Source organism: Sodalis ligni, from assembly GCF_016865525.2.
Classification (GTDB): domain Bacteria; phylum Pseudomonadota; class Gammaproteobacteria; order Enterobacterales; family Enterobacteriaceae; genus Acerihabitans; species Acerihabitans ligni.
This window is the reverse complement of record NZ_CP075169.1, coordinates 2023707-2043614: the sequence shown is the minus strand read 5'-3', so window position 1 is coordinate 2043614 and position 19908 is coordinate 2023707. Positions and strand designations below refer to the sequence as shown.

Genomic DNA, 19908 nt, shown 5'->3' with positions numbered 1-19908 from the left:
ATGTTGGATTTCACCGCGCTGTTTGCCCCGTTGGCCATCTTCCCCCTGGGACTGGGGGCGCTGCTGTTCGGCCTGTTGCTAAAAGGGGTAGATCGCATCGTTGCCGCCCGTCTGCAGCGCCGGGTCGGTCCGCCTTTGCTCCAGCCTTTTTTCGACATCATCAAATTGATGCGCAAACAGACCATGGTGCCCGAAGGGGCGCCCCGCGGTTTGTTCCTGGCCTTGCCGGCGGCGGGCGCCGGCAGCATGCTGCTGGCCGCTGCGCTTATCCCCATTGCCGGGGTCTATCACCCCGCCGCCATGCTGGGGGACCTACTGGTGCTGCTCTACCTGCTGACCATCCCCGCCGTGGTACTGATGCTGGCGGGGTCGGCGTCGGGATCGGTTTACGGCGCCATCGGCTTCTCACGGGAAATGGCGCTGGTGCTGGCCTATGAAGGCCCGCTGCTGCTGGTGCTGGCCAGCGTCGCCATGAAAACCGGCATGGCCCAGGGCGGCTGGGTGACGTTTTCCCTGCCGGAGATTGTGCGCTATCAGCAGCAGCACGGCGCCTTTCTGCTGGATCCCTGGATGTGGCCGGCGGTGGCGACCTATCTGCTGTTTTTCCCCGCCAATCTCGGCATTCCGCCGTTCGATATTCCTGAAGCGGAAGCGGAGGTGCTGGAGGGCCCCCTACTGGAGTACTCAGGTCCCGCGCTGGCGCTGTTCAGTATGATGTCGGCCCTGAAGGCCGTGGTGGTGATAGGTCTCGGCATCACGCTGTTTTTCCCCATCGGGCCGGCGGGTTTTGCCGGCGTGGCGGTGTTTATGCTCAAGTGCCTGGTGCTGTTTATCCTGGGGAAAACCTTGCTGCGCACCGCCGTGGGAAGGATGCGTATCGATCAGGCGTTTCTTTTTTATCTCAAATGGCCCGAACTGCTGGGTGTCATAAGCCTTGTCACCGTCATTGTGCGGGCATAGGGGAAAAGCTATGGGTTTTTTAACCGGTATCGCCAAACGTTCGCCCTGGCTGTATCGCCTCAACGCCGGTTCGTGCAACGGCTGTGATGTGGAGTTGGCCACCACCGCCTGCATTCCGCGCTATGACGTGGAGCGGCTGGGGTGCCAGTATTGCGGCAGCCCGAAGCATGCGGATATCGTACTCATTACCGGTCCCCTGACCCTGCGGGTAAAAGACCGGGTGCTGCGGGTGTTCCAGGAGATCCCCGAACCCAAGGTCACGGTGGCCATCGGCATTTGCCCCATTTCCGGCGGCGTATTCCGGGAGAGCTATGCCATTGCCGGGCCGGTGGATAATTACCTGCCGGTGGATGTGAACGTTCCCGGCTGTCCGCCGCGGCCCCAGGCCATCATTGAAGGCATTGCCATGGCCATCGACATTTGGCAGCACCGCCTGTAGGAAAGCACGATGAACTTTATCAGGATCCTGTTTCGCAATCTGCTCAAGGGCCCGTCCACGGACCCGTTCCCTTTCGGCGAAACCTTCACCCCCAAAGGGCTGCGCGGCCGAATTGCCTTTGATGAATCGAAGTGTTCCGGCTGCCGGATGTGTGAGCATGTGTGTGCCGGCGGCGCCATTCGTTTTGATGAAAGTCCTGAAGGCCTGCAATTCACCCTCTGGCACAACAGCTGCACGTTTTGCGGCCTGTGTGAACATTACTGCATCCCCCGCGCCATCCATCTGACGGAGGATTGGCACTTGGCGCACAAGCAGGAGGACAAGTACCGCATGATCGAGCAAGGCACCGTGGCCTACCTGGCCTGCGCCTCCTGCGGCGAACGCTTTATTCCCCCCAGCGATGCGCTGCTGGAGAAGGTCTATGGCGGCAACTCCGCCGCCCTGACGGAACTGAGCCGGCTGTGCCCTGACTGCCGCCGCGGCCTTTCCGCCTCACGTTTGAATACTCCCGGAGCAGGACTATGATTGAGAAAATCAAACGCATCCAGTCGCTGTTTACCGAGACGCTGGACGCTCCCTTTACCTATGATATCCATATCAACGCCAAGGGCGTTGTCACCGCCTGGTGCACCCTGTCATCGCCGGCGCTGCTGCTGCCCGCCGTCGCCCTGATTAAACAGGCCGGCAGCCGGCTGAGTACCATAACCGCCTATCAGCACGCCAGCCCGCAGCCGTCGGATGTCCATGAGATTGCCTACCACTTTGATATTGACGGCGACACCCTGACCCTGACGGTGCACCTGCCGGCCGGCGAGCGGGACATCCCCTCCATCACCCCGCTCTTTCGCAATGCCAATTGGAACGAAAGGGAATTTATGGAACTCTACGATCTGAACGTGGTGGGACATCCCAATCCAACCCGGCTATTTCTGGATGACGATATCGATCCGGCCGTGCTGCAGAAATTCATTCCGTTTTCCGAAATGGTCAATGCCGCCAGCACCAAGTCCCTGTGGGAAAAAATCATGAGCCAACGTGGAGAAAAAAAATGACCCGATATCAGGTACCGGTGGGCCCGCTGCACGTGGCGCTCGAAGAGCCGATGTACTTCAAGCTCGACCTGGAGGGGGAAACCATCAAAGGTCTGCATATCTCCGCTGGACATGTGCACCGCGGGGTGGAGTATTTGGTGATGAAACGCAATTTCTATCAGAACATCACCCTTACCGAACGCATATGCTCGTTATGCTCCAACAGCCATCCCACCACGTTTTGCATGGCGCTGGAGGATATCGCCGGGGTGGAGGTGCCGGAGCGGGGCCAGTATCTGCGGATGATTGCCGACGAGATCAAACGGGTGGCATCGAACCTGTTCAACGTCGGCATCATGGCCCATATCATCGGTTTTACATCGCTGTTTATGCATGTGCTGGAAACCCGCGAGATAGTGCAGGACATCAAGGAAACCCTCTACGGCAACCGGATGGATCTCGGCGCCAACTGCATCGGCGGGGTAAAGTACAATCTGGATGCCGAACGCATCGCCTACCTGCTGACCCGCCTGGATGAAGTGCAGCCGGCGGTGGAAGAGATCCGCGGCATTTACGCCACCAATCATTCAATCCTGACCCGCACCCGGGGCGTGGGCGTGCTGCCCAGGGAGGATGCGCTGGAATTCGGCCTGATAGGACCGGTGGCGCGCGGATCCGGAGTGGCTTACGACGTGCGCAGGAACTCGCCCTACGCCATGTACGATCGGCTGGATTTCGCCATCCAGACCCAGCCGGACGGCGATGTCTGGTCCCGCGCCATGGTCCGTCTGGACGAAGTGCGTATGGCGCTGTCCCTTATCCGGCAGTGCCTGGCCAAGTTGCCGGACGGCCCCATCGCCATCAGCGGTTTGCCGGATATCCCGGCCGGCGAAGCCATTGCCAAAACCGAAGCCCCGCGCGGCGAATTGATCTATTACCTGCGCACCAACGGTACCGATATGCCCGAACGGATGAAATGGCGGGTGCCCAGCTATCCCAACTGGGATGCGCTGCATGTGATGATGCAGGGCAATACCATTGCCGATGTGGCGCTGATCGTTAACAGCATCGATCCCTGCGTTTCCTGCACCGAGCGCTGATCCCCTCCGGGCGGGCGGGAACGCTGCGGTCCCTTGCCGCGGTCTCCCTTTAACACGCGCCCGCATTGGCATTATGCCGGTTTACACCGCTCAAGGGTGCGGCGTACCATTCTTATTTCTTGTAGACGGACAGTCTTGAGGCCAGGGTCTCAATATCATTGATGATAAATTTATTTTTTACAGTCCGACATAAATCCCCATCTTTAATTAACATATTGAATAAAGATGAAGTGGTTTGGCGGGTCGCGCCAATGATCAGTGAAATATCTTCCATGGTTAAATCACATTCAAATTCAATGCCGTCAGCTGTGCCCACTCCACGCTCGCGACCGAGTGAAACGATAAATGCCGTCAAACGTGATTTAGCGTCATGAAAAATCAACCCTTCAATAACATCCCAGGAACTGCCCAATACCTCGCCTAATATACCGGTCATTAATAACGTTATTTCAGGGTGTTCAACAAGCTGTTGGCGAAAAGCCTGGGCAGTGGATAATAATATAACGGAGTCTTTTGCCGCTTCGATAAAAGCCCTGGTGTGGGTGCTGAAAATGTCTCCTTCCTCAAGGAAACAGAGGGTGAACTCGCGGCCTTCGTAGGACAGGAAAACCCGCAGCCGGCCGGACGAGACGATCAGCACGTCATTGCCGCCGCCGCCGGGCATGCTTATCATGTTCCCTTTCTGAAAGCTCTTGCGGCGAAAGTTATCTAAAACCGTCAAATTGCGGTCCCTTTAGCAATTCAGTCAGATTTTGACTCGAGAGCCTCATTTTAGACCGCATGTTTTGCTCCTTTATTCTGGCCAGGGCCCGGATTAACTATAATGATTTTGATCAATATCAACTTTTATCACCGGCGTAATTAAGTTACCCTCTAATATGTCGCCAAATGGACGATACAGGATAATGGAATATAAATCAGTACATTCTAAAATAGCGTTACCTTATTATACCGACTGCATAGAAATTGTTTGCGCGACCAGTCATGGAATTGAACGGGAGATTACAAAAAAAACGATTCTTTTTTACGCGGCCCTTAATGAAGGAGCGCATTTCAGTATAGTCGTTTATTTTCGCCGACACGGCTATTCTACCTCTTGCGGCGGGAGTGGCTGAATATAATACCTATTTTCCGCGCTACAAAAATATCAGTCCGCCGGACAGACATCCGGCAGGTTTTTCCTTTAACATGGGCTCGCTTTAACGCGCTCGGTCCAGATCCGGTGATGGCGGGCCTAGCGTGCCATGAGGCGCTCCGGCGGGCGGGAAAACCACGCCCGCTTCGACCTCATTGGCGCGCTCTCCCTTTAACACGCGATCGCTTCAACACGCACGGTTCAGATCCGGTGATGGCGGGCCTAGCGTGCCATGAGGCGCTCCGGCCCGTCTCAATGGGTGGCGATGCGCGCCGCCAGCCGCACCAGGCTGAGATCGCTGCCGCGGGGTCCCAGCAGTGAAATACCAAGCGGTGCGCCGTCCTTGTGCGCCAGCGGCAGCGTCACCTGCGGGGTGCCGCAAATCACCGAAATGGCCAGCAACTGCTGGGACAGGCGGCGGGTCAGCTCGATTTCTTCCTCGCCGGCGGTCACCAGGGGCGCGATATCCGGCAGGGTCGGCAGCACCAGTACCCGATCGCCAAGCAGCTTTTGCCAGGCGCCGCGCAGCAGGTCACGCGCATTGCAGGCGTGTCGGTACTGATCCTCGGTCACCGTGGCGGCCCAGGCAAAGCGCGACGCCACGTCGGGACCCAAGGCAAAGCCGTGCCGGCTGATATTGTCGCCCTGGGCCCGCCAGGCTTCATATCCCTGGATATGGCGGAAAGCCCAGTAGGCTTCGGCCAGGTCCGGCAGCGCGCCGCCCAGCAGGGCCGGCGTCCCGACGCCGGCGGCAATCTTCTCCAGGGCCGGCTGCAGCGCCTGCCTGACCGGTACCGAAAGCAGGGAGAACAGCTCCTCGCTCACCGTCAGCAACGGTTTTGCCGGCAGCGGCGCCGGATCGTCACCCAGCAGGCAATGCCCTACCCGTTCGAACAGCGGGGCGTCGCGGGTGAAATAGCCGGCGGTGTCCATGCTGCGGCTTAGCTCCTGGCAATTTTCCAGGGAGACGCGGCCGTGGCTCGGACGCAGGCCGAACAAACCGCAATAGCTGGCTGGAGTCCGGACCGATCCGCCGGTATCGGTACCCAGGGCGAAGTCGCACAGGCCGTTGGATACCGCCGACGCCGAGCCGGAAGAGGAGCCGCCGGGGATCCGGTTTGGCGCGGCGCCGTTGCGCGGGGTGCCGTAATGAATGTTTTTACCGGTCATGGAGTAGGCCAGTTCATTGGTATGGGTTTTACCCGTCAATTCGGCGCCGGCATCCAAAAGACGCTGCACCGCGGGGGCGGTGCGGGTTTTGATGCCGGACATGGCCAGGATATGCGGGCTGCCGCCGCCGGTGGGGTAGCCGGCCACATCGAACAGATCCTTGACGGCAAAGGTATATCCGGCCAGCGGTCCTGCGGGGGCATGGGGGACGTCCGCCGGGGGGTAAGGCATAAAGGCAAAGGCGTTATCTTGCATTGTGGCTCCTGTTGTTACGCTGGCCGGCGCGACGCCCATAAGGCCGTCCGGTAATGACACTGCAATGAAGCGCTGTATGTATAGCACGGCGGGCATAAGCCGTTAATCAGCAACATCATAAGCTATTATTAATTTATCACATCATAAATTAACCTGATTTTTGCAAAACGTCATTTAATATCGTAACATTTAACAACAGTCATATTAAATTATTATATAACCCATCAATTTAACATTTGGTGAAAAATTACCGCGCGATTTTTATTTATTATTTAAATTATGACCATTAACAAATAGAGAACAGGATTCGTATTCAGGTTTGTTATGTTATGGAATAGTTATAGCAGATATCTTTTAGAAATCATTATCGAGTTAAAACAGTCGATTATATAAAACAATTTTTTAAGCTTTCTACTAATAACGTTAATAGCAATGCTTAGCGAAAATAATCTGTTAGCCGAACCTCCTGTTTGATCTTTAATGGATACGCTAATACCGGCATCAACAAGCGTTATTATCAGAGGGTGACATGGCCAAGATTCATTTTATCGGCGCGGGACAAATGGCCGAGGCTATTATTCGTGCGGCGATTGGCAGCGGCGCATTTACCGGCGATGAGATAGCCATAACGGATATTGATCCACAGCGCGTCACGCGGCTCATCGGACAATACCATGTGCAGGAAACCGCGGCGCCGACGGACGCCGAGCTTATCGTCATTGCCGTCCGGCCGCAGGACGACATTAACGCCGTTACGGAAAATATCCGCCGGCAGGCCTCGCCGCAGGCCATTGTCATATCCATCGTGGCGGGCGTCACCCTGCAGCGTCTCGCTGCGTTGCTGGGGCCGGAACGCCCCATCGTGCGCGTGATCCCCAATACCCTTACCGATACCGGCTACGGTTATAGCGGCGTTACCCTCAACGGACATGTGGCCGCCTCCCAAGTAGAGCCGTTTTTACAGAGTTTCGGCAAGATTCTTTATCTGCCGGAATCCCTCATTGATGTCTTTACCGGTTTTGGCGTGGCCGGTCCCAATTACATCTACTACTTTGTGGAATCCCTCACCGATGCGGGCGTTTTGGCGGGCTTGCCGCGGGCGCAGGCCACGGAAGTGGTGCTGGAAAATCTGGTAGGCGCCGCCGCGATGTTGAAACAAAGCGGCCTGCATCCGCGCCAGCTGCTGGATATCAATAACTCGCCGGCGGGCGTGGGCATGCACGGTCTGTATGAGCTTAACAACAGCGATTTCGCCGCCGGTTTGCAACGCAGCGTACTGGCGTCGGTGAAACGTACCATTCAATTAGGAACTGAGAAATGAACAACATTTGGTTTCAGGGCGGCCGGGCCGCACTGCTGTCGCTGGCGCTGGCTGCCGGCTGGGCCGCCGCCGCCGACAAGGTCGTCTCCATCGGCTATCAGGCGCCGCTGACCGGCGAATATGCCCAGTACGGGACGTTATTCCGTAACTCCGCCAATCAGGCGGTGGCGGAATTCAACCAGTCGCACCGCCTGCCCGGCGTGCGGGTGGAGGTAAAGTTCGAGGACAGTAAAGGCGATGCCAAGGAAGGGGTGAATATCGCCCGTAAATTCTCCGACGATCGGAGCATTGTCGGGGTGATCGGCGATTTCAGCTCCACGGTGTCCATTGCCGCCGGCAAAGTCTATGCCGAAACCCATGTGCCGCAGCTGTCGCAAACCGCGTCCCATCCCGATTTCGTGAAAATCAGTCCCTGGCAGTTCCGCAACATCACCACCATGGCCTATGAAGGCCCCTACACCGCCAACTGGGTGCATGATACCGGCGCCAAGCGCGCCGCCATCGTCGCCATCCAGAACGACTGGGGCCAGTCCGCCGCGCAGGAGTTTGCCCATGGCTTTACCGCCGATGGCGGCCAAGTGGTCACTACCGAGTTTTTCAACCCCGGCACCCGGGATTTTCGCGCCATCATCACCAAGATTGCCCGCCAAAAACCCGATGTGATTTACCTTGCCCAATTCTATGAGGACGGCGCGGCGTTTTTGCAGCAGATCCGCCAGTTGGGCGTGAAAGCGCCGCTGTTCGGGGCCAGTTCACTGGACGAGCAGAAGCTGATTCAACTGGCCGGCCCGGCCGCCGAGGGGCTGCGCCTGCCGACCTCCTTCGATCTCAACAGCCAGGTGCCGAACGTCAAGCACTATGTGGAACAGTACCGCGCCCTGTACCACACCGAACCGAACCAATTCGCGGCGCAGGCCTATGACGCCACCAATATCCTGCTGGACGCCATTGTGAAGGGCGGCGGCGCCGGCGCCACCCGCCAAAGCGTGCGCGATGCGCTGGCGGCCACCAAGGATTTCCCCGGCGTGACAGGTATCACCACCTTTGATCCGGTGACGCGCGAACCTACCAAGAGCCAGACCCGGCTGGTGGTGCAGAACGGTCAATTCGTCCCGGTAGCCTCCACCAAAGCATAACCGGCCGACCCGGCGCAACGGTGCGGCGCCGGGCCAGAGCTTCGAGGGTTTGCGGTATGTTTGACGCTTTTTTCTTCCAGCAGGTGATTAACGGCTTATCCCAGGGGCTGGTCTATGCCCTGATGGCCATCGGGTTTACGCTGATTTTCGGCGTGCTGAACGTGGTGAACTTCGCCCACGGCGAACTGTACATGCTGGGGGCTTTCGCCGGTTTACTGGTTATCCAGGCGTTTGCCCCGCCGCTTTTCGTGGTATTGCTGCTGGTGGTGGCGGTGGGACTGGTGAGCGGCGTGCTGTTGGAGCGCATCGCCTTTCGGCCGCTGCGGCGGTTCGCCGACGAAGCTTCGCTGAAATCAAAGGCCATCCGCGAGGCTACCCTGCTCTCTTCCCTGGCGATTTCCATCGTGGTACGGGAACTGGTCTCCAACCTGTTCGGTTCCAATATGCAAACCATCCCGCAGCAATATTTGCTGATGACCCCGATTACGCTGGGTCCGCTGACCTTCGCCAGCGGGCAGTTCGTGATCTTCGGCTTCGCCCTGGCCATGCTGCTGGCGCTGCAATGGTTTTTGTTTTATACCCGCAGCGGCCTATCGGTACGGGCCGTGGCCAGCAATCTCACCGGGGCGCTGCATGTGGGCATCGATATCCAGCGCACCATTGTCCTGACCTTTATGCTCGGCGCGGCCCTTGGCGCGGTATCCGGCTTCCTGGTGGGCCTCTATACCGGCAATATTTTTCCGGCCATGGGTTTCGGCGCCGGCATCAAGGCGTTTGTCGCCATGGTGATGGGGGGACTGAACTCCATTCCCGGCGCGATCGTTTGTGCCCTGATCCTCGGGCTGAGCGAATCCATCGCTACCGAATATATCCCTCAGGGCTGGGCGGATCTCATCAGCTATGGCCTGCTGCTGTTAACGCTGCTGTTCTTCCCCAACGGCATCTTCGGAGGCCGGCGTGAACGGGTCTGAGACGATACGGAGGCGAACATGAACGCTTTTAATAAATACAGCTACCTGATGCTGTTGCTGCCTTTGCCCGCGTTGGCCTATGCCGATTCCGGCTACGCCTGGCGGGTCGCCACCACCGCGCTGATTTTTATCCTGCTGGCCGCCAGCGCCAATCTTTTGACCGGCGTCAGCGGGCTGATGTCCCTGGGGCACGGCGCGATCTACGGCCTGGGGGCCTATGCCAGCGCCCTGCTGAGCACGCAGTGCGGTCTCGGGGCATGGCTTGCGCTGCCGCTGGCCGGCGCCGCGGCTTCGCTGATCGGCTTTCTGGTGACTCTGCCCACCCTGCGGCTGGTAAGTATCTACTTTGCCGTCGCCACGCTCGGCATCGGCGAAATCATTTATGTCACGCTGCTGAACTGGGTGGATTTGACCCGCGGCCCCATGGGTATTACCGATATTCCTACCCTCGGCGGCGGCGGCCAGGGCGCCATCTTCTGGGAAACCCTGGCCATCACCCTGGCGTGTCTCTATCTCATTCACCGGGTCATGCACTCTTATTACGGCAACGCCCTGCGCGCCCTGCGGGAGGACGATCAGTGCATCCAGGCGCTGGGTTTGTCGCCGTTTCGCCTGAAAAGCCAGGTGCTGCTGGTGAGCTATTTTTTTGCCGGCATCGCCGGCGCGCTCTGGGCCCACACCACCGGATATATCGCGCCGGATTCGTTTAAATTCGATCAGTCGGTACTGATTCTGGCCATGGTAGTGGTTGGCGGGCTGGGCAGTCTGCCGGGGGCCATCATCGGCGCCATACTGTTAATCGCCCTGCCGGAGGTGCTGCGCCCCATCGGCGATTACCGTATGTTCACCGTCGGGCTTATCCTGTTTCTCACCATCCTGTTCCGGCCGAAAGGATTATGGCCCGAAGCGGCGGCGCTGAAGCTGGTGCGCGGCTGGTGGGGATTGCGGGAGGGGTGGAAATGAACGGACCCCGTTTAAACGTTATTGCGTCCCCCGGCCAGGAGGCTTTGGCGGAAGAGTCCCTGCTGAGCCTGGCGGGCGTAACCCGCCGTTTCGGCGGACTGACGGCGGTGGAAGACGTCAGTTTCACCCTTGCCGAAGGCGAGCTGGTGGGGCTTATCGGCCCCAACGGGGCGGGAAAAACCACCCTGTTTAATCTGATTACCGGCTTTACGGCGCCCAGCAGCGGCGAGATCCGCTGGCGCCGGAAGGTAATCACCGGCGCGCCGGTGCACCGCATCGCCCGGCTGGGCATCACCCGTACCTTTCAGAATCTGCGGGTATTCCCTAATCTGACGGTGTTTGACAACGTCAGCGTCGGCGCCATCGGCCGCTACCGTTATGGCCTGCTGGATACCCTGCTACACCGCGCCCCCAGGGCCAAAGAGGTGGGAGAGGCCACCTGGCGGGCGCTGGAGCAAACCGGTCTGCTGCCCTATGCCAACGAGCTGGCCGCAAATCTCTCCTACGGTAAACGCAAATATCTGGAAATTGCCCGTGGACTGGCCTTTGATCCGCAGTTGTTGATTCTGGACGAACCGGCGGCGGGACTTAACGATACAGAAACCGGTGAACTGTCGGCGTTCCTGGCGCGGTTAAACCGCCAGGGCTTGACGTTGCTGCTGGTGGAGCACGATCTCAACCTGGTGATGAATCTGTGTCAGCGGGTGCTGGTGCTGGCCGCGGGCCGGCTGCTGGCGCAGGGCACGCCGGCGGAAATTCTGGACAACCGGGCGGTGCAGGATGTCTATCTGGGGGGTGAAGAGGCGGCATGAGTTTATTAACGCTGGACCACATCGAAGTGAAGCTGGGGGGATTGTCCATCCTGCGGGATATCTCGCTGCGGGTGGATAAAGGGGAGATTGTCTGCGTATTAGGGGCCAACGGGGTGGGAAAAACCACGCTGATGCGCACCCTGTCGGGGATCTATCATCCGGCAAAAGGCTCGATTATCCTGGACGGAGAGCCGATTCACCGCCTGCCGGCTCACGCCATTGTCCGGCTCGGCCTGGCCCAGGCGCCGGAAGGACGGCAGATTTTCCCCACCATGACGGTGGAGGAAAACCTGATCCTCGGCGGTATACAGCAGGGAAAACATTCCCGCGAACGGGAGCAGGTACTGTCCCTGTTCCCCTTGCTAAAAGAGCGATTGAAACAGAAGGCCGGCTCACTTTCCGGCGGCGAACAGCAGATGCTGTGTATCGGCCGGGCATTGATGGGGCGCCCGCGCATTCTGCTGCTGGATGAGCCCTCCCTGGGCCTGGCCCCTCGTCTGGTGCAACAAATTTTTGAGTTATTGCAGCACATACGCCGCCAAGGCATCGCCATCCTGCTGGTGGAGCAAAACGCCCGCGCCGCGCTGAAGATTTCCCATCGGGCCTATGTGGTGGAGGGGGGACGCATTTCTCTGAGCGGCGCCGCCGCCGACCTGGCCGGCGACGAACGCATCCGCCGAGCCTATCTGGGGGAACGCCGGGCAGAAACTTCCCGCGGCGATATGCTGTCGCCCACCGCCGCCAGTTCGTACCGTCGCTCATCGGTCTCCAGCAGGTAAAGCCGGCCGTCCAGGCTTACCTCAAGAAAATAGGTATGCTCTACTCCATCTGAGAGCGGGATAAATCCGCCGCAGCCGTCAAACGGCACCAGCGATGCCTCGCGGGAGAGACGATAGCGCCGCACCACCCGTCCGGCGGTCTCGGAGGGTGGCGCCGTGCGTTTTGCCAGCATTCGCAGGCCGGTCTGCACAAGACCGGCCCAAAAATCACTCCTCCCGGAACGCAAGGGCAACATTAAACGCCTCCCCGGCGGGAATGAACAACCGCCGCTGTTGTCCTTCGGTCCGGTAGGCCAGCCTTGCCCGCCGGAAATACTTTTCGGTATGCGCCAGCGACGATACGGCCAGTTCCAGCGCCACCATGCGTTCGGCGCCGTTATCCCCGCGGGCCGCCGGGCCGTATATATCCCGCGCCCTGAGGGGAGTGACGAACGACAGCGTGGTTTTCCCGGCGCAAAGCCAGTATCCTCCCGCCCCATCGGAGTGAAGCGGGGCGTTCCCGTCGAATAACCGGCTATACACATCGGCGATGAGAAATGGATCCTGGGCGGCGATGGCTACGCCGATGATGTCCGTCACGCCGTTGGGATGCGCTCGCCAGGGCGCCTGCCACACCAGTTCAGGGGTCAAATGCTGGCAAAAGAAGCTGCGGCCGTTATTGATGCGTTCCGGGGCCAGACGCACGGTGCGAAACCGTGCTTCCCCTTGGCTATCGTCCGGCAACGTCACCGGACGATAAAAGTATTCCGGCTCGGCGCCGGCCAATCCCACCCGCTGCAGATGCCGGTATATCTCATCGGCGTCCGCGCCGCCGGTTTTCCAGACCAGTCCGCTTAGGCCGGGCTGCGCCGGCCAGCCGTTGCCTTGCCTGCCGGTATATCCTCCCTTGTAACCGAGCAATTCCAGGTAATTCTCGCCAAAAATCGCCAGATGGTTGCTGGTGCCCAGGGAATGGTATCCACGCGGCGTCAGTTGAAATCCAAGGACTTGGTAAACCTGCGCCGCGTTATCCAAATCATCCGCGACATTGATCACTACATGGTCCACTACCGGCGTTAATACGCTCATTTTCCGCCCCGCTAAAACAAAATCGTGATGTAATTTTACGGTGCGGGTCGCCAAACCAAAGGAACGATTTCAGCATTGATACGCACAAAAGACGCTTAATCAGCCGTTAACGTTTAATTGTCATGGAAGTCATATTAATTAAACATAAATTAAACAACCAAAATAATTATCAATCGCGATTGAATAATTAAAATTTAAATTGATTGAATGCATTATTTATATTTCCTCCTGACCCCGTTGGCCGGCAGTGCATTATTTTCAGGTGTACCGCAGGAATTCCCACGGCTATCTAAATTGCCCGTCCCTTGTTTTTACAGCAAAAAGTTGTGACCGCGCCAAAATAAACCGGTCATAAGTTTTACTTATGCTTGGCGGTGATAAAGATATGCTTTTTTATACGTGGTGTATTAGAGGGCGCTGTGTAATATTCCATTCCTAAAAGCCGCCCTCAGCCAATAACCCACTGAAGCAGCTCAATTATTCAGCAAATATCTCAAGGAAAAACTTATGGCGCATTCTTCCGTTAATCGTCCTTCCGCCTTGGCGGTACTTACCCTGTTGGCCTTGGGAGGCGTTGCGTCTTTTGCCGCCCACGCCGATCAGCTGTCGGATATCAAGAAGGCCGGCGTTATCAGGGTGGCAACCTTTGATTCCAACCCGCCGTTCGGCTCCGTGGACGCCAAGACCCATGATATCGTTGGTTATGACGTGGATTTCGCCAATGCCCTGGCCAAATCCCTTGGCGTGAAACTGCAATTGGTGCCCACTAATCCCGCCAACCGTATTCCGTTATTGCAGTCCGGCAAGGCCGATATTATCGTGGCGGACATCACCATTACGCCGGAACGGGCCAAGGTCATTGATTTTTCCATTCCTTATTTTGTCACCGGCCAGCAATTCCTGGTGCCGGCCGCCTCCTCTGACAAGCTGGACGATTATGCCAACGCCCGTATCGGCGCGGTGAAAGGCACCACCGGCGAACAGGAGTTGCATAACCGTTTCCCGAACGCCCGCGTACTCTCCTATGACGATATTCCCCTGGCGCTGTCGGCATTGCGCAACGGCAACGTCCAGGCCATTACCCAGGACAGCACCATCCTGACCGGTTTGCTGGACGGCGCGCCGGACAAGGCTAAATACAAAGTGCTGCCGGAACTGCTCAGTAAAGAGGAAATCGGCGTCGGCGTGAAAAAAGGCGAAACCACCCTGCTGACCTTCGTCAATAACGAATTGCTCAAGCTGGAAGCCAACGGACAGGCGGTATCGATTTACAATACCTGGTTCGGTCCGCAGACCAAATCACCGCAGCCGCGTTTGTTCAAAATCACCGCGAAATAAACAGGCTGGATTCATGCTATTGCCGCACCATAAACCTTTATCCGCCGCGGATGCGGCGGATATCTCAGCACCGTCCTCCGCCGCGGTGGAATTTCGCCGGGTGGATAAATATTTCGGTCCCCATCAGGTTATCCATAAGGTGGATTTCAGCGTGGCCAGCGGCGAGGTGGTGGCTATTTGCGGACCTTCGGGTTCGGGAAAATCCACCCTGATACGCCTGATTAACCAGTTGGAAGTCCTCAGCGGCGGGGAAATTCTCGTTGACGGACAACCCACCTCCCGCCTGAAAGGAAAAGCGTTACGCCAGCTGCGTACCCACATCGGTTTTGTATTTCAGCAATTCAATCTTTATGCCCACCTCAGCGCGCTGGAAAACGTCAGTCTGGCATTAACCCGGGTCCACGGCTGGCCGAATGAGAAAGCCCGCCAAAAGGCCGCGCTGCTGCTCCAACGGGTGGGCCTGGCCGATAAAGCCGGGCATTATCCCGCCCAACTGTCCGGCGGCCAGCAGCAGCGGGTGGCCATCGCCCGCGCGCTGGTTACCGACCCCAGCCTTATTCTGTTTGACGAACCCACCTCGGCGCTGGACCCGGAAATGATCGGCGAAGTGCTGCAGGTGATGCAGGAACTGGCCCACAGCGGCATCACCATGATTGTGGTGACCCATGAGATGAGCTTTGCCCGGGAAATCGCCGATCGGGTGGTGTTTATGGACGGCGGCGCCATCCTGGAGCAGGCTGACCCGGAACGCTTTTTTACCGCGCCGCAGCATCCGCGGGCGCAGCGCTTTTTGCAAAAGGTTCTGAATCCGCTGCATGCCCGCGTGGAGGATGTCTGATGAGCTGGCATGCGGATTGGGCCGGCGTCCTGAGCGGCCAGCCGCTGACCTGGATCGTTTCCGGCTTTATGACCACCCTTTATGTCACCCTGGCGGGTTGCATCCTGGCGACGTTCCTTACCCTGCTGATGCTGGCGCTGCGGCTGACACCCGGCCGGCTCGGCCGCGGCCTGGTGGCGGCGTATGTCTCGATATTCCGTAATACCCCGCTGCTGGTGCAACTGCTGTTCTGGTATTTTGCCGCCTGGGGAGCGCTGCCGCAGGAGTGGCGGTTCTACATCGGCGATACCCATCCCTGGGCGGTACTGCCCATGAACATCCCCTGGCTCACGCCGGAATTCCTCTGCGCCACCTGGGGATTGGGCCTGTTCACCGCGGCGTTTCTGATTGAAGAGGTGCAGGCCGGGCTGAATTCGGTGCCGGCGGGACAGACGGAGGCGGCGATATCCCAGGGTTTCAGCCAATGGCAGCTATTGACTTACGTGCTGCTGCCTCAAGGTCTGGTTAACGCCTGGCAGCCGCTTATCGGGCAATATCTGAATCTGATGAAACTCTCCTCCCTGGCCAGCGGTATAGGTTTTGCCGAACTCACCTACCAAATCAGCCAAGTCGAAAGCTATAACGCCCATGCGCTGGAAGGCTTCGCCGTGGGCACCGGGCTTTACCTGCTGCTGGGCATCGTCATGGGCTCCCTGCTGCTGTGGCTCGGCCCGAAACGCCGGGACGGACGGCGGCCGCTGCCCTTAATCGCGGCGGCCATGGATAACCCGACAAAGGATTGACGGCATGACGTTTAATGTGGACGTAATCGGCAACAACCTGACCTATCTGCTATGGGGGCGGCTCGCCGACGGCCAGCCGGGGGGCGTACTGCTGACGCTTCTCATGGCGCTGGGCGCCGGGGTGCTGGCCTGGGGGGTGGGCGTCGCCCTGGCCTGCGTGGCCTGGCGTTACAAGGGCTGGACCCGGCGGATATTATTTATCTGGGCCGAGTTTATCCGCGGCATCCCGCTGATTTTTGTCATCTTCTGGATGTTTTTCCTGCTGCCTATCCTGTTCGGCGGCTCGATACCCGGCCCGCTGACGGTAATCCTGGCCCTGGGCTGGTTCACCTCGGCGGCGGTGATGCATACCACCCTGGCCGGACTTAACGCTCTGGCGGCGGGGCAAACGGAAGCGGGCATTTCGTCGGGCTTCAGCGAATGGCAAATCCTGCGGTTTATCCTGCTGCCCCAGGCCATGCCCAACCTGATGCCGTCCTATATAGGCCTGATGGTGGCCCTGATCAAGGACACCTCGCTGGCGTTTATCGTTAATGTGCCGGAACTCACCACCGTCGCCGGACAGGTGAATAACCGGGAGCAGATTTATCCCACCGAAATCTTCGTTTTTGTCGGCGTAATTTATTATCTGCTCTGCTACGGCCTGTCCGCCCTGGCGACCAGGCTGGGGGCGCCCAAGCCCCTTTAGCGGACGAAATCATCAGAAAGCAGCCGAAAGCTGGCATCCTGTCTCAGCCGGGCGTTTTGTCAATAAACCCCGGTCTATCTTTTATGATAAACATCAGCCGTTGGCTAACTGCTGGCGGCGTGCTTCGGTGCGCACCCGGTGCAGAACCTGTCGCTTGATTTCGCTGTAGCCCGGTGCCTGGGCCAGGGCCTCAATATCCCGTTCAGGTCCGAATGGCGGCCTGACCTCCTCAACGATTTTACCCGGCCGCGCTGACATAATCAGGATCCGATCCGCCAGGAACAGCGCCTCTTCCACGTCGTGGGTAACAAATAAAATCGTGGTGCCGGTCTGCCGCCAGGCGCTGCGCAGCAGCTCCTGCATCATCATGCGGGTTTGCGCATCCAGCGCGCCGAACGGTTCATCCAACAGCAATACCGCCGGATCCGGCAGCCAGGCACGGGCCATGGCGACCCGCTGTTTCATGCCCCCCGAAAGCTGCCAGGGGGCATGCCGCTCAAAGCCTTCCAGTCCCACCCGCTTGAGCCAGGTCAAAGCGCGCTTATCGGCCTCGGTTTTACTTTGCCCCTGCATCCGCAGGCCGAAGGTGACATTATCCAGCACCGACAGCCAGGGAAAGAGATTGGGCTGTTGAAAAATCATGCCGCGGCTGGGGTGCGGCCCGCTGAAAGCGCGCCCATCGCACAAAATCCGGCCCTGCTGCGGGCGGGTGAAGCCGGCAATCATATTCAGGATGGTGGACTTGCCGCAGCCCGACGGTCCCAGCAGTACCACAAACTCCCCGCGCGCCAGAGATAGCGAAACATCTTCCAGCACGGTCAATTGCCGCTGCTTTTCCGTAAAACGCAGAGTGACGCGCTCGACGTCGATATAGTCGGTCATGGGTGCTTCCCCGTCCGTAACAGCGGATACTGATTAGCCGTCATACGTCCCTCCCCGCCCAGGGCACCAGCCATTTCTGCAGCCCCACCAGCAATAAATCCAATAAATAGCCGATTATCCCCAGCAGCAGGATACCCAGCATAACTATGTCGGTACGCAGGTAAGCGCTGGCGTTAATCACCATCCAGCCGAGACCGGAGGTGGCCGCCACCATTTCGGCGGCTATCAGCGATGTCCAGCCGACGCCGATGGACAGGCGCACGGCGGTAAACAGCTCCGGTAACGTGTCGGGCAGCACCACCCGCCAGAAGATCTGGCGGCGCGACGCCCCAAGAGTTTGCGCAACCCGAATGCGCGTCCGGCCGACCCGGGCCACGGCGGCGGTGGCCCCCACCACCACGCTGAGGAAGGTGGCGATGAAAATCAGGAAGAATTTGGACGACTCGCCGATGCCAAGCCAAACCACCGCCAGCGGGATCAGGGCGATTTTCGGCAGCGGGCGTAAAAATTGCACAAACGGATTCAGTATGGCGGCCACCGGTTCCGAAAGCCCCATCAGCAAACCCAGCGGCACGCCCACCGCGACGGCGGTGATAAACGCGCTGAGCGCCCTGGCCAGGCTCACCGCCACATGCTGCCAGAGCGGCACCTGGCGATAGCCGTCATGAAGCAGCTCAACCGTCGTTTCCGCGATATCGGACAAGGGCGGCAGTAATAAAGGATCGATCCAGTGGCGCTGCCCGGCCACTTGCCAGAGCAGGAAAAACGCCGCCACCGAGGTCACGCTGATGGCGACATGATGTACAGATTTCATAAACCCATCACTTTCCCGCCGCCTGCCGGACAAAACGGGAATCGATGGCATCTTTCCACGTGGCCGGGATATCCCGCTGCCTTACATCACCGGTACCTTCCAGAAAGTGCGCGGTTTTGCTCACTGCCTGGCCGATGCCGCTGTTATCGGTATCCTGGCCGTTGCCCAGCCAGGCGGCGGTGCCCTGCTCCGCCAGGGAAGGGTATTCCAGACCGGCCAGGGTATTGGTGGCGGTGGAGACCGGCGCGCCGACCTCTTTCGCTACGATGGCCGCCGCCCGCTCCGGATCGCGGCGGAACTCATCCACTTTTTGCTGATGAACCTTGAGGAAATCGGCCACTACTTGCGGATATTGCTGGGCGAACGCTTTACGGACCACATAGTTGTTGTAAATCAGATAGCCGTCTTTTTGCAGATCCCGGGTGGCGAAAACCTGATGGCCGCCGTCGGCTTCCAGCTGTTGGGCAAACGGCGCCCAGACATAACCGGCGTCGATATCGCCGCGTTGCCAGGCCGCCACCATGTCCGCCGGCCGCAGCGGGATCAGGGTAATCTTGGACCGATCCAGTTTATGGACGGCAATGGCCGCCTCCAGCGCATACTGGGAGGTGGAGTTAGGGGGATAAGCCACCCGCTTGCCTTCGATATCGTTCAATTGGTTGATGCCGTTCTTGCCGATCAAACGTTCATAGGTGGAAATCACCCCCGACACGCCGACGATCTCGATGGGCAGCTTGCGAACGATACCGGCCACCGCCGGGCTGGAACCAAAATTGGCGATATCAATGGCATCGCTGGCGAAATAATTCAGCGCATCGGCGCCGGTGGCGAATTGAACCCATTTCACCTTGGTGCCCAGCGTTTTTTCCAGCGAACCATCCACCTTGGCTAATAGCAGCACCTGGGAGCCGCCGCTATAGGCAATTCTCACCTCATCCGGCACCGCCGCCCCATAGGAAGCGGATAAAGACATCAGCACGCTTCCCGCGCCCAGCAACAGGCTGACTATTTTACGCATAATGACCCTTTATTCTGGCGAAATTTATACCCTAAATAATTCGAGTTGTAGGAAGCCAACACATTTGCAACTTGAAGTATGACGGGTATAGCCGTATTAATATAAGTTAGAGCGACCAGTATAGGGATGGAAATAATTCGCCCTTAGCCAAAATATGGATATATTAAGTTGAATTCTACCCTTACGTTATTTTGATTATAAAACAGCCATAAATTGCCTAAATTAATGACGGACCTGTGCTTGCAAAGGCTTTTCCTTGTTCTACAAATGGGCTATTAAATAACCAAATATGTTATAACATTATGATATTTATCATTTTATATTTTAATCTTAATTATAGCAAAATAATCATTATAAACGTCAAAGCCACAACGCCGCATATTATCCAGCCGACTGAAAACCGAAAAA

The 19908-nt window shown here is 58.2% G+C and carries 22 protein-coding genes; 15 read left to right on the top strand and 7 right to left on the bottom strand.

What is annotated here, in order from left to right:
- The 5 genes from GTU79_RS09610 to GTU79_RS09590 are packed head-to-tail and all read left to right on the top strand — an operon-like array spanning nt 1 to nt 3530.
- A complete protein-coding gene (locus tag GTU79_RS09610) occupies nt 1-960 on the top strand; it encodes a respiratory chain complex I subunit 1 family protein (protein ID WP_132922417.1) in 960 nt (319 codons plus the stop codon).
- Nucleotides 961-970: 10 nt separating this feature from the next.
- Nucleotides 971-1399 carry an NADH-quinone oxidoreductase subunit B family protein gene (locus GTU79_RS09605; RefSeq protein ID WP_132922418.1) on the top strand — a complete coding sequence of 143 codons (429 nt, stop codon included), beginning with the start codon at nt 971-973 and terminating at the stop codon, nt 1397-1399.
- A 9-nt stretch (nt 1400-1408) separates the two neighbouring features.
- Nucleotides 1409-1924, top strand: a complete 516-nt coding sequence (locus GTU79_RS09600; RefSeq protein WP_203522087.1) for a 4Fe-4S dicluster domain-containing protein — start codon at nt 1409-1411, stop codon at nt 1922-1924.
- Complete coding sequence (locus GTU79_RS09595; protein WP_132922420.1) at nt 1921-2451, top strand: NADH-quinone oxidoreductase subunit C; 531 nt, start codon at nt 1921-1923, stop codon at nt 2449-2451. The genes GTU79_RS09600 and GTU79_RS09595 overlap by 4 nt, the downstream gene beginning before the upstream one ends.
- Complete coding sequence (locus GTU79_RS09590) at nt 2448-3530, top strand: hydrogenase large subunit (RefSeq protein WP_203522088.1); 1083 nt, start codon at nt 2448-2450, stop codon at nt 3528-3530. Before GTU79_RS09595 ends, GTU79_RS09590 begins: the two co-directional genes overlap by 4 nt.
- A gap of 112 nt (nt 3531-3642) precedes the next feature.
- Here GTU79_RS09590 and GTU79_RS09585 read toward each other — a convergent pair whose 3' ends face one another.
- Together GTU79_RS09585 and GTU79_RS09580 are read right to left on the bottom strand one after the other, a co-directional pair.
- Nucleotides 3643-4194 (bottom strand): Crp/Fnr family transcriptional regulator, encoded by a 552-nt coding sequence (locus GTU79_RS09585; protein WP_214513869.1) that lies wholly within the window; start codon nt 4192-4194, stop codon nt 3643-3645.
- Between the two features lie 723 nt (nt 4195-4917).
- Nucleotides 4918-6090 (bottom strand): amidase, encoded by a 1173-nt coding sequence (locus tag GTU79_RS09580; RefSeq protein ID WP_203522090.1) that lies wholly within the window; start codon nt 6088-6090, stop codon nt 4918-4920.
- A 529-nt stretch (nt 6091-6619) separates the two neighbouring features.
- Between GTU79_RS09580 and GTU79_RS09575 the strand changes: the two genes are divergently transcribed.
- From GTU79_RS09575 to GTU79_RS09550, 6 genes are read left to right on the top strand one after another with little or no spacing between them, the layout of a single operon-like run.
- Nucleotides 6620-7411, top strand: coding sequence for a pyrroline-5-carboxylate reductase family protein (locus GTU79_RS09575; protein ID WP_203522091.1), 792 nt, complete (start codon nt 6620-6622; stop codon nt 7409-7411).
- The gene (locus GTU79_RS09570; RefSeq protein ID WP_203522092.1) at nt 7408-8547 is read left to right on the top strand and encodes an ABC transporter substrate-binding protein; all 1140 of its coding nucleotides are present in this window, start codon (nt 7408-7410) and stop codon (nt 8545-8547) included. The genes GTU79_RS09575 and GTU79_RS09570 overlap by 4 nt, the downstream gene beginning before the upstream one ends.
- 56 nt (nt 8548-8603) lie before the next feature.
- Complete coding sequence (locus GTU79_RS09565; protein WP_203522093.1) at nt 8604-9518, top strand: branched-chain amino acid ABC transporter permease; 915 nt, start codon at nt 8604-8606, stop codon at nt 9516-9518.
- Nucleotides 9519-9536: 18 nt separating this feature from the next.
- A complete protein-coding gene (locus GTU79_RS09560) occupies nt 9537-10481 on the top strand; it encodes a branched-chain amino acid ABC transporter permease (RefSeq protein WP_203522094.1) in 945 nt (314 codons plus the stop codon).
- A complete protein-coding gene (locus GTU79_RS09555) occupies nt 10478-11293 on the top strand; it encodes an ABC transporter ATP-binding protein (protein WP_203522095.1) in 816 nt (271 codons plus the stop codon). Before GTU79_RS09560 ends, GTU79_RS09555 begins: the two co-directional genes overlap by 4 nt.
- On the top strand, nt 11290-12072 hold the full coding sequence (locus tag GTU79_RS09550; protein ID WP_203522096.1) for an ABC transporter ATP-binding protein: 783 nt from the start codon (nt 11290-11292) through the stop codon (nt 12070-12072). Before GTU79_RS09555 ends, GTU79_RS09550 begins: the two co-directional genes overlap by 4 nt.
- Here GTU79_RS09550 and GTU79_RS09545 read toward each other — a convergent pair.
- Nucleotides 11976-12308, bottom strand: coding sequence for a hypothetical protein (locus tag GTU79_RS09545; RefSeq protein WP_203522097.1), 333 nt, complete (start codon nt 12306-12308; stop codon nt 11976-11978). The two genes, GTU79_RS09550 and GTU79_RS09545, sit on opposite strands and share 97 nt — an antisense overlap.
- Nucleotides 12280-13140: a VOC family protein gene (locus GTU79_RS09540; RefSeq protein ID WP_203522098.1), complete on the bottom strand. Its 861-nt coding sequence runs from the start codon at nt 13138-13140 to the stop codon at nt 12280-12282. The genes GTU79_RS09545 and GTU79_RS09540 overlap by 29 nt, the downstream gene beginning before the upstream one ends.
- Before the next feature lie 507 nt (nt 13141-13647).
- On the opposite strand from GTU79_RS09540, the gene GTU79_RS09535 reads away from it, so the two are divergent.
- Genes GTU79_RS09535 through GTU79_RS09520 form a run of 4 tightly spaced genes read left to right on the top strand, consistent with a single transcriptional unit; the run spans nt 13648 to nt 16786 of the window.
- Nucleotides 13648-14478: an ABC transporter substrate-binding protein gene (locus tag GTU79_RS09535; protein ID WP_132922431.1), complete on the top strand. Its 831-nt coding sequence runs from the start codon at nt 13648-13650 to the stop codon at nt 14476-14478.
- A gap of 13 nt (nt 14479-14491) precedes the next feature.
- Nucleotides 14492-15316: an amino acid ABC transporter ATP-binding protein gene (locus GTU79_RS09530; protein ID WP_203522099.1), complete on the top strand. Its 825-nt coding sequence runs from the start codon at nt 14492-14494 to the stop codon at nt 15314-15316.
- The gene (locus GTU79_RS09525) at nt 15316-16098 is read left to right on the top strand and encodes an amino acid ABC transporter permease (RefSeq protein WP_203522100.1); all 783 of its coding nucleotides are present in this window, start codon (nt 15316-15318) and stop codon (nt 16096-16098) included. The genes GTU79_RS09530 and GTU79_RS09525 overlap by 1 nt, the downstream gene beginning before the upstream one ends.
- A 4-nt stretch (nt 16099-16102) precedes the next feature.
- Nucleotides 16103-16786, top strand: a complete 684-nt coding sequence (locus GTU79_RS09520; RefSeq protein WP_132922434.1) for an amino acid ABC transporter permease — start codon at nt 16103-16105, stop codon at nt 16784-16786.
- A gap of 93 nt (nt 16787-16879) precedes the next feature.
- On the opposite strand, the gene GTU79_RS09515 is transcribed toward GTU79_RS09520, so the two are convergent.
- From GTU79_RS09515 to GTU79_RS09505, 3 genes are read right to left on the bottom strand one after another with little or no spacing between them, the layout of a single operon-like run.
- Complete coding sequence (locus GTU79_RS09515) at nt 16880-17668, bottom strand: ABC transporter ATP-binding protein (RefSeq protein ID WP_203522101.1); 789 nt, start codon at nt 17666-17668, stop codon at nt 16880-16882.
- Between the two features lie 40 nt (nt 17669-17708).
- Nucleotides 17709-18482, bottom strand: a complete 774-nt coding sequence (locus tag GTU79_RS09510; RefSeq protein WP_203522102.1) for an ABC transporter permease — start codon at nt 18480-18482, stop codon at nt 17709-17711.
- Between the two features lie 7 nt (nt 18483-18489).
- Entirely contained in the window at nt 18490-19500 is a 1011-nt protein-coding gene (locus GTU79_RS09505) for a taurine ABC transporter substrate-binding protein (RefSeq protein ID WP_203522103.1), read from the bottom strand.
- Nucleotides 19501-19908 lie beyond the last annotated feature (408 nt).

Coding starts and splice junctions, on each gene's coding strand:
- GTU79_RS09570 (WP_203522092.1), top strand. CDS start 7,408: ATGAACAACATTTGGTTTCAGGGCGGCCGGGCCGCACTGCTGTCGCTG.
- GTU79_RS09505 (WP_203522103.1), bottom strand. CDS start 19,500: ATGCGTAAAATAGTCAGCCTGTTGCTGGGCGCGGGAAGCGTGCTGATG.
- GTU79_RS09535 (WP_132922431.1), top strand. CDS start 13,648: ATGGCGCATTCTTCCGTTAATCGTCCTTCCGCCTTGGCGGTACTTACC.
- GTU79_RS09515 (WP_203522101.1), bottom strand. CDS start 17,668: ATGACCGACTATATCGACGTCGAGCGCGTCACTCTGCGTTTTACGGAA.
- GTU79_RS09510 (WP_203522102.1), bottom strand. CDS start 18,482: ATGAAATCTGTACATCATGTCGCCATCAGCGTGACCTCGGTGGCGGCG.
- GTU79_RS09545 (WP_203522097.1), bottom strand. CDS start 12,308: ATGTTGCCCTTGCGTTCCGGGAGGAGTGATTTTTGGGCCGGTCTTGTG.
- GTU79_RS09560 (WP_203522094.1), top strand. CDS start 9,537: ATGAACGCTTTTAATAAATACAGCTACCTGATGCTGTTGCTGCCTTTG.
- GTU79_RS09540 (WP_203522098.1), bottom strand. CDS start 13,140: ATGAGCGTATTAACGCCGGTAGTGGACCATGTAGTGATCAATGTCGCG.
- GTU79_RS09595 (WP_132922420.1), top strand. CDS start 1,921: ATGATTGAGAAAATCAAACGCATCCAGTCGCTGTTTACCGAGACGCTG.
- GTU79_RS09600 (WP_203522087.1), top strand. CDS start 1,409: ATGAACTTTATCAGGATCCTGTTTCGCAATCTGCTCAAGGGCCCGTCC.
- GTU79_RS09565 (WP_203522093.1), top strand. CDS start 8,604: ATGTTTGACGCTTTTTTCTTCCAGCAGGTGATTAACGGCTTATCCCAG.
- GTU79_RS09575 (WP_203522091.1), top strand. CDS start 6,620: ATGGCCAAGATTCATTTTATCGGCGCGGGACAAATGGCCGAGGCTATT.
- GTU79_RS09580 (WP_203522090.1), bottom strand. CDS start 6,090: ATGCAAGATAACGCCTTTGCCTTTATGCCTTACCCCCCGGCGGACGTC.
- GTU79_RS09605 (WP_132922418.1), top strand. CDS start 971: ATGGGTTTTTTAACCGGTATCGCCAAACGTTCGCCCTGGCTGTATCGC.
- GTU79_RS09550 (WP_203522096.1), top strand. CDS start 11,290: ATGAGTTTATTAACGCTGGACCACATCGAAGTGAAGCTGGGGGGATTG.
- GTU79_RS09555 (WP_203522095.1), top strand. CDS start 10,478: ATGAACGGACCCCGTTTAAACGTTATTGCGTCCCCCGGCCAGGAGGCT.
- GTU79_RS09610 (WP_132922417.1), top strand. CDS start 1: ATGTTGGATTTCACCGCGCTGTTTGCCCCGTTGGCCATCTTCCCCCTG.
- GTU79_RS09525 (WP_203522100.1), top strand. CDS start 15,316: ATGAGCTGGCATGCGGATTGGGCCGGCGTCCTGAGCGGCCAGCCGCTG.
- GTU79_RS09520 (WP_132922434.1), top strand. CDS start 16,103: ATGACGTTTAATGTGGACGTAATCGGCAACAACCTGACCTATCTGCTA.
- GTU79_RS09590 (WP_203522088.1), top strand. CDS start 2,448: ATGACCCGATATCAGGTACCGGTGGGCCCGCTGCACGTGGCGCTCGAA.
- GTU79_RS09585 (WP_214513869.1), bottom strand. CDS start 4,194: ATGCCCGGCGGCGGCGGCAATGACGTGCTGATCGTCTCGTCCGGCCGG.
- GTU79_RS09530 (WP_203522099.1), top strand. CDS start 14,492: ATGCTATTGCCGCACCATAAACCTTTATCCGCCGCGGATGCGGCGGAT.